Genomic DNA, 15814 nt, shown 5'->3' on the forward strand with positions numbered 1-15814 from the left:
GGTTGCACGCCCATGGATGCTGCAATCGACGTCGAAACTGCATACCCCTCGAAGAGGCGTTACCGGCCCTTTCAATATACCATCCCCGAGCGCAAAACTGGTTAACCCCACGCTTTTCCTCCCAGTCCCGTGCATTTTCCCACCTCACATTAACGAGACCATTTATCTCAATAAAAGCTGGCGCATAAAAAACAATCTGCATAGTCTTTGTGACGTAAAGTGCCTGGGAGGCGCGTTTTGGAAGCCGATTACATTGTCGTAGGGGCCGGTTCGTCTGGCTGTGTCGTCGCGAACCGTCTGAGCGCTGACCCGACGAAACGAGTTGTTCTGCTTGAGGCCGGTGGCCGTGACCTGAACCCTTGGATCCATATTCCGGTCGGCTATTTCAAGACGATCCACAATCCCACCGTCGATTGGTGCTACAAGACGGAACCCGATCCGGGGTTGAATGGCCGTTCGATCGAATGGCCGCGCGGCAAGGTTTTGGGGGGCTCGTCTTCCTTGAACGGCTTGCTCTATGTGCGGGGGCAACCACAGGATTATGACCGATGGGCCCAGATGGGCAATCGTGGCTGGTCCTGGGACGATGTCTTGCCGCTGTTCAAACGCTCGGAGCGCAACGAGCGGGGCGCAGACGCGTTTCACGGCGATCAGGGCAATCTGTCGGTCTCGAACATGCGAGTCCAGCGCCCTATTACGGACGCCTGGGTCGCGGCTGCGCAAGCGGCAGGCTACAAGTTCAACCCGGACTACAATGGGGCCGAACAGGAAGGCGTTGGTTTCTTTCAGCTGACCGCCCGGAACGGACGCCGCTGCTCCGCCGCCGTTGCTTTCCTGAACCCCATTAAAGACCGCGAAAACCTCAAGATCATCACCCATGCTCAGGTGGAAAAGATCGAGATTTCGGACAAGCGCGCAACCGGCGTCAGCTACCGCGACAAGGGCGGCGCGCTGCGTTCCGTCACGGCGCGCAAAGAAATCATTCTGTCCGGCGGCTCGATCAACTCGCCGCAATTGCTGATGCTGTCGGGTATCGGCGAAGCCGAGCAGTTGTCCGAGCATGGCATCGACGTGATCGCTGACCTGCCCGGCGTCGGCAAGAACATGCAGGATCACCTGCAAGCGCGCCTGGTCTACAAGTGCAACGAACCGACCCTGAATGACGAGGTGTCGAGCCTGTTTGGCCAAGCCAGGATCGGCCTGAAATACCTTATGTTCCGCACCGGCCCAATGACGATGGCCGCCAGTCTGGCCACCGGATTCATCAAGACCCGGCCGGACATGGAAACGCCCGACATCCAATTTCATGTGCAACCCTTGTCTGCCGAAAACCCGGGCAAAGGCGCGGACAAGTTTTCCGCCTTTACCATGTCCGTCTGTCAATTGCGCCCCGAATCCAAGGGCGAGATCCGGCTGGCAAGTGCCGATGGCCGCACCTACCCCAAGATCATTCCCAACTACCTCAGCACCGACACCGACTGCCGCACGGTCGTCGAGGGGATCAAAATCGCCCGCAAGATTGCACGCCACGCGCCGCTGAAATCCAAGATATCACAAGAGTTCCGGCCGCACGCGGACCTTCCCATGGATGACTATGACGCCACGCTGGACTGGGCACGCAACAACACGGCGTCCATCTATCACCCGACAGGCACCTGCAAAATGGGGCGAGACAAGACATCCGTGGTCGACGACAATCTGCGGGTTCATGGCATCCGGGGTCTGCGCGTGGCCGATTGTTCAATCATGCCAGAAATTGTGAGCGGCAATACCAATGCCCCGGCCATCATGATCGGAGAAAAGGCATCTGACCTGATCCTGAATGGGCGATAGGATGATGCGTTCGCAAAGCATGTTCCGTTCAAACAGCTCCTGAATACACCGGCGTATGATCGTCAGCGGCGGCGCGAAACGCCGTCAGGTACTGCGCCAATGTGGCGTCGGCGGATGCAAGGTTTGCAGCGTTTCCGCCTGGGCGCCGTTGACCCGCGCGATCAACAATCGGGCCAGTTCGCGGCCCGTTTCCGACAGGTCCTCGCCAACCGTATCAATGCCCGGAAAGAGCGTGGGCAGAATATCCGTGGTCTGTCGACAAATCAGCGAATAATCCCGGCCCTCGACCAGGTTATGGTCGGCCAAGCCACCCATAAGCGCAATCGTCGTCAACTCATTATTGCTGATGATGGCGTCATACGGTTCAGGGCGATCCGCAAGGGCACCGCCGAATGACCGCGCCGTTTCGGTGGACACAAGGATACCCGTTTCCGTCGCCACCTCGCCCGTCATGCCATTCTGCGCCAAACAGCGGTGAAAGCCACCGACGATCTTGGCAAAATTCGTCGTGCCGTCGTCTTCGGCCACGAGAAGGAACCGTTTGCGCCCACGCTCCAACAGACGCGAAACCGCCATCTGCACATAGCGCTCAACGTGGAAGTCGTGAAATGCATGCGCGCCGTAGAATTCGGTGCGCCCATGCGACACGAAAGGGAAGCCACTGTCCAACAGCATTTGAACACGCGGATCACGCGCACTGGTATGGGTCAGGATAATTCCGTCCGCTGCCCTGCTTTGCAAGACATATCGGACGGCGTCTTCGGGCTTGTCATGCTGGAAATCGGGGATGACGTTCAGGTGGTACTTCGTTCCCATCAAATGCGCCCCGATGCCTTCGATGATTTGCTGTGCATAGTTGATGGTGTTTCGGGCAGGGGACAGGATCAGGCTCAGCACATTTGTCTGCCCTGTGCGCAATCGAACGCCAGCCCGATTGGGAACATAGCCAACCTCGGCAGCGGCCTGTGCAATTTTCTCGCGCGTTTCCTTCTTGAGACGGCTGCCGTCGCGCAAAGAGAGCGACACAGTCGACAGGCTGAGGCCGGTCAGATCTGCGATCGTCTTGAGCGTCGGAGGCTTGGACCTGTTCTCAACCATCATCAATGCAGCAACCCGCAAAGGGCGGATCTTTCTCCCTCGATATAGGTACAGGCTTTGATCTGTCACACAACTCCGAATCATGCTGCAACGTTGCAAAACACTCGATCTTAACCTGCCGCAACGCAGCATTTTCTTTGAATAAACTGTAAATGACTGGGTAAATATCCGAATACCATTTTTTGTTGCATCGTTGCAATTATCGACGCACCATAGCTATGTTTCCAATTCGGCATTGCACCTTTGTGACCCCAAGCAATGACGCGAAAAACCACAGGGAGGACGCATTCATGACATCGACCAAAGGCCTGACAGGCCGTTTGCTTTTGGGTTCCGCACTGGGACTGGTGCTGACAGCCAGCACAGCCATGGCGGATAATATCCGGTTCTGGACGACCGAAGAACAACCCGAGCGTCTGGCGAAGCAGCAAGAGATGGCGGCAGAATTTGCCAAGGCAACAGGCGACACGGTCGAAGTGATCCCTGTTTCGGAAAGCGAACTGGGCACGCGCGCTACGGCCGCTTTTGCGGCGGGTGACTTGCCGGATGTGATTTACCATCCGTTGCAATACGCATTGCCATGGGCTGAGGCCGGCATATTGGATACGGATGCTGCAACAGAAGTTGTTGATGCGCTGGGACGCGATACGTTCGCGGCAGGCCCACTTTCCATGGCGGCCTATCAGGGCGATATCGCCTCTGTGCCCGTGGATGGCTGGACGCAGATGATCGTGTACCGCGCCGATTTGTTCGAAGAAAACGGCCTTGCGCCTCCGAACACTTACGCGAATGTGCTGGCGGCCATTGATGTGCTGCACAATCCGCCCGAAATGTACGGATTTGTCGCCGCGACCAAGGTGGACGAAAATTTCATGAGCCAGGTGCTCGAACACGTATTCCTGGCCAATGGCGTGTCGCCCGTGGGCGAAGGCGGCTTTCAGGAACTCGACCTTGCGGCCACCACCGAAGTACTGGAATTTTACAAAGCCATTGCCAAGGCTTCCCCTCCGGGTGAACTCTTCTGGAAACAATCGCGCGAACTCTATTTTGCAGGGGATGCGGCGATGATCATCTGGTCTCCATTCATTCTCGATGAATTGGCAGGCCTGCGCGACAGCGCGGCGCCCACGATAAACGACGATCCGACGACCACGGAGCTTGCAGCCAAGACCGGCATCGTGACGAATTTTGCCGGTCCCTCAAATCCGGACGGAGCCGCATGGGGCGATGTCCGCTATTTCGGGATCACAACGGATGCAGACATCGATATCGCGCAAGCCTTCGTCGAATATTCGATGAACGACGGTTACATGCAGACCTTGTCCATCGCGGCCGAAGGCAAGTTCCCGGTGCGAACAGGCACCGCAGACGAGCCGGGAAAATTCAGTGCCGGTTGGTCCGAGATTCCAGTTGGCGTTGATCGCAAGGCCGCGTTGAAAGATCTCTATTCCGCGGAAATGCTGGACGAAATCGTGGGCGGCCTGAAGGTTGCGCAACGCTGGGGCGTTGAGGAAGGACAGTTGTCGCTGGCCTCCAAGATGATCAATGGACAGGCGATAAACCGCATCGTCCGCCAGTATATCGACGACGAACTGGATGCTGCCGCGGCAGTTGCCGCTATGAATGAAGCGCTGGCTTCTGTGAACTAAGTAACGTGCGCGAGAGGGCAGATCAGGCGCCCTCTCGTTCTTCTTTTGGACTCAGAAGACTGCATTCATGACAACCCCTATGCCTCCGACGACAAAAGGTGCGCTTGAACAGCGCGAAGCCAGGCTGGCGTGGGGCTTGTTGCTGCCGACGATTGCCATTGTCAGTCTGGTGATCGTGTTGCCCTTGCTGGCGATTTTCTGGATCAGCTTCAAACCGGTAGGCCTTGCCGATTTGCGCCCCGTCGCCCCTGTGATCCGCGAAAGTCTGCGCGAACGGGACGGCGACTACCGACTTGAATATCGGGTGCGCAATTCATCGCAGACCAAAACCGTTACCGGTATGGGATTTACCGACCAAATCCCAGACGGAGTGACCCTCCTTGATGTTCCACCAAATTGCGATCTGAACGGCGCCGCTCTTATCTGTGATTTCGGCGATGTGGAGGGCGGGTTCAACGAACGGCTCAGGATACCCGTGACGCTGGACGGTGATCCCGAGATTCTCGAGGAGATCGTGGAAGGTTCGGAACCCACAAGTCGCGGACAAGGGGACAGCGTTCTGACGAATTCCGCATTCACGCTAGAAAATTTTGCCCGTATTTTTGACGGAGACGAGTTCTGGGACGTGTTGTGGGCGACGCTTTTCTATACCGTTTTCGGCACCATCGGAGCGCTGGTGGTGGGCCTGTTTGCCGCCTTGCTTTTGAACAAGAGCTTTCGCGGCAAGGGGCTTTTGCGCGGTTTGTACCTTTTTCCTTACGTATCGCCCATTATCGCGGTGGCCTTCACCTGGGTCACCTTGCTGGATCCATTCTCCGGCTCGCTCAACGCCTTGTTGATCCAGATGGGTGTCACGTCCGGACCGATCAACTTTTTCGGGCAACGCCCACTGGCGTTGATCATGGTCACCGTCTTCGAGATCTGGCGCTATTTTCCGCTCTCGTTCCTGTTCATTCTGGCCCGCATGCAGTCCATCGACACTGACATGTATGAAGCTGCCGATATGGATGGAGCGTCTCCGTTTCAGAAATTCTGGTATTTGAGCCTGCCCATGCTGCTGGGCATTCTGTCGGTCCTGTTCCTGTTGCGCTTTATCTGGACCTTCAACAAGTTCGACGACATCTTTTTGCTGACCGGGGGCAATGCCGGGACGCGCACCTTGACCGTGAACGTCTATGAACAGGCCTTTGCGATCTCGAATATCGGGGCCGGTGCCGCAGTGGCGGTGGTCATATTTGTGATGCTGCTCCTGTTCAGCGTCCTCTTCTTTCGCTTTATCAGTCAGGAGGAAGGGCTGTGAGCGGTGGAGCCACAAAGCAAGTTTGTGCCGCGCGTGCCGCGGGCGGGTTTGGGGGCGCTGCCCCCCTTGGCCTCGCGGCCAATTCCCCCAGGAGTTTACCCGGCAAGATGAAGAGGGATTTGTCGTGAACCTGCTGCGTCAAGGGATCGTGACCGGGGGTGTGATCGGCCTTATGTGGGCCTTTGTCATCGCGGTGACAGTTTCCGTTGCCTTGTCTTTCGCCAGCGGCCTTGGGTTTAGGCCCGGCATCTGGGGATGTCTGCTTGTGGGCGCTGCGGGTGGGATGGCCCTCGTATATGTTCAGAACGCGCGGTGGGTGATTGTCGGCGGAATTCTGGTCGCGATGACACTGCTTTTGACCCCACTATCGCCCATGTTTTTCGGTGAAGGTGTCTCGATCATGTGGAGGTTGTTGGCTGTCGGCCTCTTTGGTCTGTTTACCATCTGGCCGCTTGAGCGGATGCTGGTCGAGGCCCATGTCGGCGCACTGAACCGCCATGCGTTTGAGGATGCGGTAATTCGGTTTTTGACCGGTTTTGGCTATATCATTTTCACGGCCATTGTGTTGATCCCGTTTTACGTGATGGTGATGACGAGCCTGAAATCCCAACAGGCGTTGTTGAAGAACCCGCTCGATTTTTCGGTCGATCTGAGCCGGGGGTTGGATCTCTTTCGGAGTTATTTCGAGCTGTTCGGCCAGTTCAATTTTGGCAGCTACCTCTGGACAAGCTTTTATGTCTCCGTGCTGACGGTGTTCATAACCTTGCTGTTCAGTGTGCCCGGGGCCTATGCAGTGGCGCGCCTGCGCTTTCAGGGGCGGGCGGCGTTCTCGCGCTCGATCTTGCTGATTTACATGGTGCCGATGATCGTTTTGGCTCTGCCAATATACATCGCCTTTTCGATGACGGGGTTGCGCAATACCATTCCGGGGCTTTTGATGATCTATCCGGTCACGACCATTCCCGTCGCGCTCTATATGTTGCAGGGCTATTTCAGGGGTCTTCCGGGCGAGGTTGAAGAAGCGGGGCTCATGGATGGGCTGAACCGGATTCAAGTGATCATGAAGATCACCCTGCCCTTGTCCCTGCCCGCCATGGTCTCAGTTTCGCTTTACGTCTTCATGATCGCCTGGAACGAATTTCTGCTGGCCTTCATGCTGCTGGACGATCCATCGAAGTTCACGCTGACGCGCGGCGTCGCGATGCTGAACTCTTCCGAAATTCCGCGCCAGCATCTGATGGCAGGCGCCGTGATCGCAACATTGCCGATCATGGTTCTGTTCCTCGGGCTTGAGCGTTTCATGACAAAGGGGCTGACCGCTGGGTCAGTGAAAGGATAATGCGAGATTTGACCTGGGCTGATCCCTTCGACGAACAGGCGCGCGAGATTTTGCGCCGTAATGACAAGGGGCGCTATACGATCCCGACGGCGGGCCTTTACCCGTATCAATGGAATTGGGACAGCGCCTTTGCCGCGATCGGATTTGCTGAATTTGATCTGGACCGGGCGTGGCGCGAGATCGAGACGCTGTTCGAGGGGCAATGGGACAATGGCATGGTGCCGCACATCCTGTTTCACGTCCCGGACGAAGGGTATTTTCCCAGCCATGACGTCTGGAAGGGGACTGGCCCGGTTGCGTCCTCGGGCATTTCGCAGCCGCCTGTGGCAGCGGCCATGGCGCGCCAGATTTTTGAACGCGATCCGGAAGTTGGCGCGCAGCGGATGGCGGGTCTGTTTGACAAAATGGTGGCCTGGCACCGGTGGTTCATAAACTGGCGGCTGGATCGCGGGGCCGTTTGCATCACCCATCCATGGGAAGCCGGCCGCGACAACGCCCCGGATTGGGACGTCGCCATGGCCGCCATCACGCCCGAAGGTGTTGGCGATTACAAGCGCCGCGATACGTCCCATGTGGATAGCAGCATGCGCCCGACGAAATATGATTACGATCGCTATGTCTGGCTGGTGCAACGGGGGGCGCGCATGGGCTGGAACGAAGCGCTCATGCTGGAAGACACGCCGTTCCGCGTGGCCGATCCGACAATGACCTTCACGCTGTTGCGGTCAATGCGGGATCTGGCCGCGATAGGCCGGATTATGGGTCGGGACATCAATGATTTTACGGGCTGGATTGCGACACTGGAGGAGGGGGCGGCCACGCTTTGGAATGACGACTTGGGCTGTTACGACAGCCGCGATGTGCGCAGCGGAACCTGGGCCAATGCCATTTCGAACGCATCATTCCTGTGCTGGTATGCGGGGCTGGACACAGCCGGTATGCGCGACATTTATGCCAATGTGCAGGCCCAGGTGAAATACGGGGTGCCCTCGCTCAGCCCTCAGGACGACCGATTTGACAGCAAACGCTACTGGCGTGGGCCGGTCTGGGGCGTGATGAACCTGATGATCGGGCTGGGGCTCACCGAGATGGGCCTCGAAGCCGAAGGCGAAGCCTTGCGCGCCTCCACCGCCGATCTGATAGCCGAGCACGGATTTGCTGAGTATTTCGATCCGATGGACGGATCTCCCGCGGGCGGTAGTTCCTTTACGTGGACGGCAGCGATCTGGCTTGGTTGGGCGTCCCCCAACGCACGGGGGAAATGAAATGGGCGCGATTTCCCTCAATGCCGTCGAAAAGTGGTTTGGCGAGGTTCAGGTCATCAAGGGCATCGACCTTGAAATAAGGAACGGTGAGTTTGTCGTCTTTGTAGGTCCTTCGGGCTGTGGCAAGTCTACTTTGCTACGGATGATCGGCGGGCTTGAGGACATCAGTCGCGGCTCGATGGACATTGATGGACAAGATGTGACGGATCAGCCGCCCTCCAAACGCGGGCTGTCGATGGTCTTTCAATCCTATGCCCTTTATCCACATATGTCCGTGCGGGATAACATGGGCTTTTCGCTCAAGACGGCCGGTGCGCCCAAGGCCGAGATTGCGGCAAAGGTGGACGCGGCGGCGGCGACCCTGAAACTGGAAGACTATCTGGAACGGCGTCCCAAGGACCTCTCCGGCGGTCAGCGTCAACGAGTGGCCATTGGTCGGTCGATTGTGCGCGACCCGACCGCGTTTCTGTTCGATGAGCCGCTATCGAACCTCGATGCCGCCCTGCGCGTCGAAATGCGCCACGAGATTTCCAAGCTGCATCAAACGCTTGATGCCACGATGATCTACGTCACCCATGATCAGGTCGAAGCGATGACGCTCGCGGACCGGATCGTTGTGCTGGACGCAGGCCGTATCATTCAGGTCGGCACGCCACGCGAGCTGTATACCCGCCCGGCCAATACCTTTGTGGCCCAGTTCATCGGCAGCCCCAAGATGAATGTTGTCCCGTGTGAAACCAAGGGGGATGGCTACGTTGTGCCGGGCGGGCGCAGCGGGCCTTATACGGCGAGCGCGGCGGGCGCCACGCAGGTCGGTATCCGGCCAGAGCATATCGAAGTCGGCGCGGCGGGCACTGGGCAATGTGACGGTACGGTTGATGTCATCGAATATCTTGGGGCTGATACCTTTGTTCTTTTCGATTGTGGCGGCGCAGGCGCGATCAACGTGCGCATCTCTGGGGATGCGGATCTGAAAGTGGGCGATGTGCTTGGGTTGACCTTTGATCCCGAGCGCACCGTTTTTTTTGGCGCGGACGGGGATGCGATCCCTTAGAAAACCTGGTTGCGGTGGCTCAGTCGTCCCATTGCACGCCGAAGGTCGTGACCACGGCCTGCACTTGCGTATCCGTCAAAGCGCGCGGTGACATCCCGCGCGTCATCAATGCCAGTCGGGCAGTGTCTTCCAATTCTTCGATGGCATTACAGGCCGCCTCAACATCTTTGCCTGCCACGACCGGGCCGTGGTTTGCCAGCATCACGGCACTGCGTTTTCCCGCCAATCCGCGGACAGCATCGCCCATCGCCGGATCGCCGGGCAAGAAAAACGGCAGCAAGGTCACCTTGCCCAGTTTCATGATTCCGTAAGGGGTCAGCGGGGGCAGGAAATTGTCGGTGTCAGCGCCCGGAAGCATCGACAGCGCGACCGAGTGGCAACTGTGCAGATGCACCACCGCGCCTGCCGCACTTCGTGTGTCATAAAAAGCCGTGTGAAGCGGCATTTCCTTGGTCGGTGGATCGCCATCGAGAAACTGACCATCCGCATCAAACCGGCTGAGCCGCGCCGGGTCCAGCCGCCCAAAGCTTGTTCCGGTCGGCGATACCAATAGCCCCCCGTCATCCGTCCGGGCAGAGATATTGCCCGTGCTCCCATGAGTCAGCCCCCGGTCAAACAACGACTTGGCCAGCAGGCAGATCTGTTCACGCAGCGCGCTTTCGGTACTCATGCGCCTGCCAGGACCTTATTTGCCTTTTCAAAGAAATCCTCCGCCCCGAAGTTCCCGGATTTCAGGGCCACCACCAAATCAGGCCCTGTGCGCAAGGCGGGCACGCCGGGGTCAATCTCCGGCCCGATCTCAAGCTGGTCCAGGCCCAACCCCTCGATCACAGCACCCGATGTTTCACCACCCGCCGTGATGATCCGGGTCGCCCCACCATCGCGGCACAGGCGTGCAACGTCTGAGAAGAACCCCTCAAGCGCACTGGCGGACTGTTCGCGTCCGTATGTTTTCTGCACAGCCCGCACCACATCCGGATCAGCCGAGCTGTAGGCCAATGGAACGCCCGATTGAGCCAGTAACCAGGCCGCCATATCTGCCGCAGTCAACCGCCCCTCGATCACGTCAGCAGCGATAATCTCCCGGGTCGGATGCGCTGCCGCATGATGCGCGACCTGCGCTCGCGTGGCCGTCGAACAGGATCCTGACAAGGCAACCGCCCTGCCCGCCTGTCCGCGCCATGGCACAGTACCGGCGACACATCCGAAATTCGCAGGCAGGCCGAGCGCAACGCCGGAACCACCCGTGATCAGTGGTAAATCGCGGGCCGCCGCGCCAATCTCGCGCAAATCCGCATCGCGGATCGCGTCCACGACGATATGCCGATGCCCGGCACCATGTTGGGCATCGAGCGCACCGGAAATAGCGTCTGCCCCCTCAAACACCGCCTTTGCCGCCACATGGCCAACAGAAAACCGCGACTGCGCCGCCATGCAGCGCCGCAAATCCGGGTCGGTCATCGGCGTCAAGGGATGGTTTTGCATGCCGCTTTCGTTCAACAGCGTATCATTCACAAACAGATGACCCTGATAGACAGACCGCCCGGTGCCCGGGAAAGCGGGGCAAACAATAACCTTGTGTGCGTCAAGGGCTTCGGCCAAGGCATCCGCAACCGGGCCGATATTCCCCCTGGCCGTGCTGTCGAACGTCGAACAATATTTGAAAAAGAACTGGGTGCAGCCCTGCGCTCGCAACCAAGCCAGAGCCTCAAGCGATTTGGCAACGGCGTCGCCCGGATCGATCGAGCGGGATTTCAGTGCCACGACCCCCGCTTCGACCGATGGATCCGCCGACGCGTCCGGCACGCCGGTGTATTGGGTGACCCGCATCCCCCCCTTGGCAAGTGTGTTGGCCAGATCACTGGACCCCGTAAAGTCATCTCCGATACAGCCAAGTTTCATGTGATCCATCCTTGCTTCAAGCTTTGCACGCGCGCGCCTTTGTGCACAAACAAGCACCTTGCCCGTAGCCTGTGCAAGTGGCTTCGCCCAGTTGTCCGTAATTTCGAGATTTCAGCGCGCAACCCACGCGTTAAACCAATCCACAAAGACCTGTTGCGACGTGGGTAGATCCGTTGCATTGCACGCAAGATAGTACCCTTCCACCGCGCGCGTGTCGGGCAGATCAAGATTGAGCAAGCGACCGTCTGAGAGGGCGTGATGGGCAATCAGGCTGTGCGTCAACGCAACCCCTGCCCCCGCCACTGCCAGATCGACGGCCAACCCATGCGTGTCCACTTCGATCATCGGCATCGGCCAATCCTTGTGCCCCATCGCCGCTCCGATGTCGCGCCACCCCGTCGACAGGCCGACGGGCTGGATCATCGGCAGCGACATCGCAGCCTCCCATGTCTGCGCCCGTTCCGGCGCCACAACCGCGCAGAGGTGCGAAGGTTCGATCAGGGTCGCGTTGCGCCCAACCACAGCCTGGGCTCCGAAGCGAATGTCGATGTCGGCGCGCGTTGCGCTGAAATCATCCGGCCAGATTGTTGACACAAGTTGAAGGGCGATGTCCGGATGGGCCGTGTGAAAATGGCGCAAGCCCGGCGCCAAGACCCACTGCGAGACGCTGGCGCTGGTGGCAATCGTCAGTTTCGGCACCCTTTGCGACGGCACGAACCGTTCAGTGGCCGCGGCCAGTTGCGCCATGGCGGCCGCCACGTCCGGCACCAGACCGCGCCCGGCTTCCGTCAGGATCAGCGCACGTTTGTCCCGGATGAACAATGGCGCACCAAGGCGCTCTTCCAACGCACGCACATGCTGGCTGATCGCGGATTGGGTAAACCCCAGCTCGTCCGCGGCTGCGGTAAAGCTGAGGTGTCGGGCCGCGGCATCAAAGGCGCGAAACCAGGTGAGTGGAGGCAGGCTTTTGGGCATGATCAACAGTTACCATAAGAGTATCTAATGCCTCCATAGTCTTTTCTTTCATTAGGTCGATATCCACCCGGGCTGTATCCTTGGCCAATTCAGGAGGCCCAATGACACCCGAAATTCGCAAAATCGTAACCTATCAGGAAGACATCCTGATCGAAGGGTTCAAACCCGTCCAATCCCCTTGGCGTATGTGTGCGGCGGCAGCAGTCGTCAAGAATCCTTGGGCAGGTCGCTATGTCGAAGACCTCAGGCCAGAAATCATGGCCTATGGGCCGGAACTGGGAGCGTTGCTCACAGATCGCATAACGGGCCTGTGTGGCGGTGGAGACAATATCGAGGCCTTTGGAAAAGCTGCCATCGTCGGTCTGGATGGAGAGATCGAACACGCCTCCGGCCTCATCCATACGCTTCGGTTTGGAAACCATTTTCGCGAGGCTGTCCAGGCCACGTCCTATCTGGCCTTCACCAACACAAGGGGGCCGGCAAACGCCGCGATGCAGATCCCGCTGATGGATAAGCACGACGCGGGGCGGCGGTCACATTATCTGACGATACACTTCGCGATCCCCGATGCTCCCCGCGCCGATGAACTTGTGATTGCCCTCGGGGCCGCGACCTCGGGGCGCCCGCATCATCGCATTGGTGACCGCTATCAGGACCTCAAGGATTTGGGCCATGACCTGGACAATCCGGCCGCGATCTGAGGGCCCGGGAGGCCTGCACTACTGGTCCGAGGGCCAAGGACCCGCGCTGGTATTGATCCACGGTGTCGGCTTGCGCGCCGAAGCGTGGGGCGGAGTAATGCCCCTACTCGCTCCGCATTTCATGGTTTATGCCGTGGACATGCCCGGCCATGGCGCATCGCCCCTGAACAACACGACGACTTTGGTGGATTACACCGAACGGTTTGCCGCATTCATCGCAGCCCTGGACGCCCCGGTGGCGGTGGCAGGCCACTCCATGGGCGCGTTCATCGCGCTTGAAATCGCCTCCGCACATCCTGAAAGCCTGCATTCTGTCGCAGCCCTGAATGCCGTCTTTGAGCGAACAGAAGACGCCTCCCAAGCCGTGCAAGCACGGGCGACTTGCCTAAAGGACCACGGGCCATCAGATCCGACCCCGACCTTGCAGCGGTGGTTTGGCGCGGCCCCCTCAGGTGAGCACCTCGCCGCCGCGATTGCGTGCCGCACGTGGCTCACTGACGCCCATCATGATGGCTATGCGCGGGCCTATTGGTCTTTGCCCACCACGATGGGCCGTCCCGCGCGGCATTGACGCAGATGCAGACACCGGCCCTGTTCCTGACGGGGGCGGATGACCCCAACTCCACCCCTGCTATGGCCCGCACCATGGCCGAATTGGCCCCGAAAGGGCAGGCACACATCCTCGAAAACGCGGCGCACATGGCACCAATGACCCACCCGGGCGAGGTTGCAGAAACGCTGATCCAGCACATCCAAAGGGCCCGGCCATGACCCCCGACGCCGCCAGATTGCGCGCCGCCTTTGGTCGCTTCATGACAGGGGTGACCGTGGTCACAAGCCGCTGCGCCGACGGCACGCCCATCGGGTTCACTGCCAACTCGTTCACATCAGTTTCGCTCGATCCGCCGTTGCTGTTGGTCTGTCCGGGGCAACATCTCTCCAGCTACGGCGACTTTCAGAAAACCTCTCACTTTGCGGTCAGCATTCTGGCCGAAGGGCAAGAAGCCATCGCAAACCGTTTCGCCAGCAGCAAATCCGACAGGTTCGGACCAAAGGACTGGCGCGATGGGGCCGCTGACATGCCCTTGATCGACGGACGGGCCGCCGGATTTGTTTGCGATGTTTTCACCCGCGTGCCAGCGGGCGATCATACGGTCCTGATGGGACGGGTGATCGCATACGACATGTGTGACGCGCCCGGACTGGGATATGGCCCTGACGGGTATTTTGAATTGAGCCGGGAACGGCGGGCCGAGGCTCCTGCGCCCACCCACACCCGCGCCTGCGTTCTGCTGGACGATGGTGCGCGGGTCTATCTGACCCAAGCAAATGACTTGCCCATGATTCCTGTCGGAACCGATGCCAGCCCTTTACGGGCACTTGAGGACTATCTTGCGGGCCAAGGCATCGCTGCGGAACTGGGTGTCGTTTATGCGATTTATGACGGGGATCGAGGTGGGCGCCGGATCGTCTTTCGCGGCCATGTCAACGCAGCGCCCGAGGGGCTCGTCGCCATGCCTATCGACGCGGCGCATGCACCAGACCCGGCCTTGGATGCCTTGCTCAAACGCTTTGCCCAGGAACACAAAACGCAAGCCTTCGCCCTCTATGTCGGCTCGGATCAAACCGGTGACGTGCTGCGCACCAAAGACAGGGGATAGCCATGGATTTCTCGCTTTTCGCTCATATGGAACGGCTCAGCCCGGATCAGTCCCACGCGGCGCTTTATGACGAATTCATCGGCCTGTGCAAAATGGCGGATGAGGGTGGGATGCGTGCGATCTGGACCGGCGAGCATCACGGGATGGAGTTCACCATCGCGCCAAATCCGTTCACCACCATCGCCGATCTCGCGCATCACACCAAGAACGTCCGCCTCGGAACAGGCACGGTCATCGTTCCCTTCTGGCATCCCATCAAACTGGCAGGTGAGGCTGCGATGACCGATCTGATGACAGGCGGACGGCTGGAGATCGGGGCTGCGCGCGGGGCATACAGTTACGAATACGAACGGATGATGCCCGGATTGGACGCCTGGGAAGCCGGGCAACGGTTGCGCGAAACGCTGCCTTTGTTGCGACTCTTATGGGCCGGAGATTGTGCGCATGCGGGTGAATTTTACACTTTCCCCGCCACCACCAGTGCGCCCGGCCCGACCCAGGCCGGTGGCCCGCCGATCTGGGTGGCCGCCCGCGATCCCAACAGCCATGCCTTTGCCGTGCAAAACGGTTTTAACGTGCAAGTCACCCCGCTGTGGCAGGGTGATGCCGAAATTGACGACCTTATGGCCAAGTTCAACTCGGCTTGCGAAGACTTTGCGGGTCCGCGCCCCAAAATTATGCTGCTGCATCACACCTATGTGGCCTCCGACGCGGAAGACGCCGACCGGGGCGCACGGGAGCTCAGCCGGTTCTACAATTACTTCGGCGCATGGTTCCAAAACAAACGGCCCGTCAAACAGGGTCTGATGGAAGAGATCTGCGATGCCGATATCGCCGCCAACACAATGATGGCCGCTGAAACGCTCCGCCGCGATTTGACCATCGGAACGGCGCAGGACGTCATAGATCGGCTCAAACGTTACGAAGATCTGGGTTATGATGAGTTTTCATTCTGGATCGACAGCGGCATGAGCACTGAACGCAAGCGCGCCTCTCTGGCGCGGTTCATCGACGATGTGATGCCGGCCTTTTGCTAA

Annotated in this window: 15 protein-coding genes; 11 read left to right on the forward strand and 4 right to left on the reverse strand. The window is 59.0% G+C overall.

Going from position 1 to position 15814, the window contains the following annotated elements:
- The first annotated feature begins 237 nt into the window (after window positions 1-237).
- Entirely contained in the window at window positions 238-1833 is a 1596-nt protein-coding gene (locus LC354_RS00615) for a GMC family oxidoreductase (RefSeq protein ID WP_223420838.1), read from the forward strand.
- A gap of 84 nt (window positions 1834-1917) precedes the next feature.
- On the opposite strand, the gene LC354_RS00620 is transcribed toward LC354_RS00615, so the two are convergent.
- On the reverse strand, window positions 1918-2952 hold the full coding sequence (locus tag LC354_RS00620; protein ID WP_223420839.1) for a LacI family transcriptional regulator: 1035 nt from the start codon (window positions 2950-2952) through the stop codon (window positions 1918-1920).
- A 269-nt stretch (window positions 2953-3221) separates the two neighbouring features.
- Here LC354_RS00620 and LC354_RS00625 point away from each other — a divergent pair, with 269 nt between their 5' ends.
- From LC354_RS00625 to LC354_RS00645, 5 genes are all read left to right on the forward strand, one after another.
- On the forward strand, window positions 3222-4580 hold the full coding sequence (locus tag LC354_RS00625) for an ABC transporter substrate-binding protein (protein WP_223420840.1): 1359 nt from the start codon (window positions 3222-3224) through the stop codon (window positions 4578-4580).
- Between the two features lie 67 nt (window positions 4581-4647).
- Entirely contained in the window at window positions 4648-5880 is a 1233-nt protein-coding gene (locus LC354_RS00630; RefSeq protein WP_223420841.1) for a carbohydrate ABC transporter permease, read from the forward strand.
- A gap of 124 nt (window positions 5881-6004) precedes the next feature.
- On the forward strand, window positions 6005-7219 hold the full coding sequence (locus LC354_RS00635; protein WP_223420842.1) for a carbohydrate ABC transporter permease: 1215 nt from the start codon (window positions 6005-6007) through the stop codon (window positions 7217-7219).
- The gene (locus LC354_RS00640; RefSeq protein WP_223420843.1) at window positions 7219-8484 is read left to right on the forward strand and encodes an MGH1-like glycoside hydrolase domain-containing protein; all 1266 of its coding nucleotides are present in this window, start codon (window positions 7219-7221) and stop codon (window positions 8482-8484) included. Before LC354_RS00635 ends, LC354_RS00640 begins: the two co-directional genes overlap by 1 nt.
- A gap of 1 nt (window position 8485) precedes the next feature.
- Entirely contained in the window at window positions 8486-9538 is a 1053-nt protein-coding gene (locus tag LC354_RS00645) for an ABC transporter ATP-binding protein (RefSeq protein WP_223420844.1), read from the forward strand.
- 19 nt (window positions 9539-9557) lie between these two features.
- Here the strand turns inward: LC354_RS00645 and otnC are convergent, their stop codons facing one another.
- From otnC to LC354_RS00660, 3 genes are all read right to left on the reverse strand, one after another.
- On the reverse strand, window positions 9558-10208 hold the full coding sequence (gene otnC / locus LC354_RS00650; RefSeq protein WP_223420845.1) for a 3-oxo-tetronate 4-phosphate decarboxylase: 651 nt from the start codon (window positions 10206-10208) through the stop codon (window positions 9558-9560).
- Window positions 10205-11440, reverse strand: a complete 1236-nt coding sequence (gene otnK / locus LC354_RS00655) for a 3-oxo-tetronate kinase (RefSeq protein ID WP_223420846.1) — start codon at window positions 11438-11440, stop codon at window positions 10205-10207. The genes otnC and otnK overlap by 4 nt, the downstream gene beginning before the upstream one ends.
- A gap of 111 nt (window positions 11441-11551) precedes the next feature.
- A complete protein-coding gene (locus LC354_RS00660; RefSeq protein ID WP_223420847.1) occupies window positions 11552-12415 on the reverse strand; it encodes a LysR family transcriptional regulator in 864 nt (287 codons plus the stop codon).
- Between the two features lie 101 nt (window positions 12416-12516).
- On the opposite strand from LC354_RS00660, the gene LC354_RS00665 reads away from it, so the two are divergent.
- From LC354_RS00665 to LC354_RS00685, 5 genes are read left to right on the forward strand one after another with little or no spacing between them, the layout of a single operon-like run.
- Entirely contained in the window at window positions 12517-13116 is a 600-nt protein-coding gene (locus LC354_RS00665; protein ID WP_223420848.1) for an amino acid synthesis family protein, read from the forward strand.
- Window positions 13088-13687 carry an alpha/beta fold hydrolase gene (locus LC354_RS00670; protein WP_223420849.1) on the forward strand — a complete coding sequence of 200 codons (600 nt, stop codon included), beginning with the start codon at window positions 13088-13090 and terminating at the stop codon, window positions 13685-13687. The genes LC354_RS00665 and LC354_RS00670 overlap by 29 nt, the downstream gene beginning before the upstream one ends.
- Before the next feature lie 5 nt (window positions 13688-13692).
- Window positions 13693-13887, forward strand: a complete 195-nt coding sequence (locus tag LC354_RS00675) for an alpha/beta fold hydrolase (RefSeq protein WP_223420850.1) — start codon at window positions 13693-13695, stop codon at window positions 13885-13887.
- Entirely contained in the window at window positions 13884-14777 is an 894-nt protein-coding gene (locus LC354_RS00680; protein WP_223420851.1) for a flavin reductase family protein, read from the forward strand. Before LC354_RS00675 ends, LC354_RS00680 begins: the two co-directional genes overlap by 4 nt.
- A gap of 2 nt (window positions 14778-14779) precedes the next feature.
- Window positions 14780-15814, forward strand: a complete 1035-nt coding sequence (locus tag LC354_RS00685; protein ID WP_223420852.1) for an LLM class flavin-dependent oxidoreductase — start codon at window positions 14780-14782, stop codon at window positions 15812-15814.

Source organism: Tateyamaria pelophila, assembly GCF_019966495.1.
In the GTDB taxonomy this organism is placed as follows: Bacteria; Pseudomonadota; Alphaproteobacteria; order Rhodobacterales; family Rhodobacteraceae; genus Tateyamaria; species Tateyamaria pelophila.

Bases quoted from the DNA above. Each gene is read 5' to 3' on its own strand.
- LC354_RS00625 (WP_223420840.1), top strand. From the start codon at position 3,222: ATGACATCGACCAAAGGCCTGACAGGCCGTTTGCTTTTGGGTTCCGCA.
- LC354_RS00680 (WP_223420851.1), top strand. From the start codon at position 13,884: ATGACCCCCGACGCCGCCAGATTGCGCGCCGCCTTTGGTCGCTTCATG.
- LC354_RS00685 (WP_223420852.1), top strand. From the start codon at position 14,780: ATGGATTTCTCGCTTTTCGCTCATATGGAACGGCTCAGCCCGGATCAG.
- LC354_RS00660 (WP_223420847.1), bottom strand. From the start codon at position 12,415: ATGCCCAAAAGCCTGCCTCCACTCACCTGGTTTCGCGCCTTTGATGCC.
- LC354_RS00670 (WP_223420849.1), top strand. From the start codon at position 13,088: ATGACCTGGACAATCCGGCCGCGATCTGAGGGCCCGGGAGGCCTGCAC.
- LC354_RS00675 (WP_223420850.1), top strand. From the start codon at position 13,693: ATGCAGACACCGGCCCTGTTCCTGACGGGGGCGGATGACCCCAACTCC.
- LC354_RS00630 (WP_223420841.1), top strand. From the start codon at position 4,648: ATGACAACCCCTATGCCTCCGACGACAAAAGGTGCGCTTGAACAGCGC.
- LC354_RS00640 (WP_223420843.1), top strand. From the start codon at position 7,219: ATGCGAGATTTGACCTGGGCTGATCCCTTCGACGAACAGGCGCGCGAG.
- LC354_RS00645 (WP_223420844.1), top strand. From the start codon at position 8,486: ATGGGCGCGATTTCCCTCAATGCCGTCGAAAAGTGGTTTGGCGAGGTT.
- otnK (WP_223420846.1), bottom strand. From the start codon at position 11,440: ATGAAACTTGGCTGTATCGGAGATGACTTTACGGGGTCCAGTGATCTG.
- LC354_RS00665 (WP_223420848.1), top strand. From the start codon at position 12,517: ATGACACCCGAAATTCGCAAAATCGTAACCTATCAGGAAGACATCCTG.
- otnC (WP_223420845.1), bottom strand. From the start codon at position 10,208: ATGAGTACCGAAAGCGCGCTGCGTGAACAGATCTGCCTGCTGGCCAAG.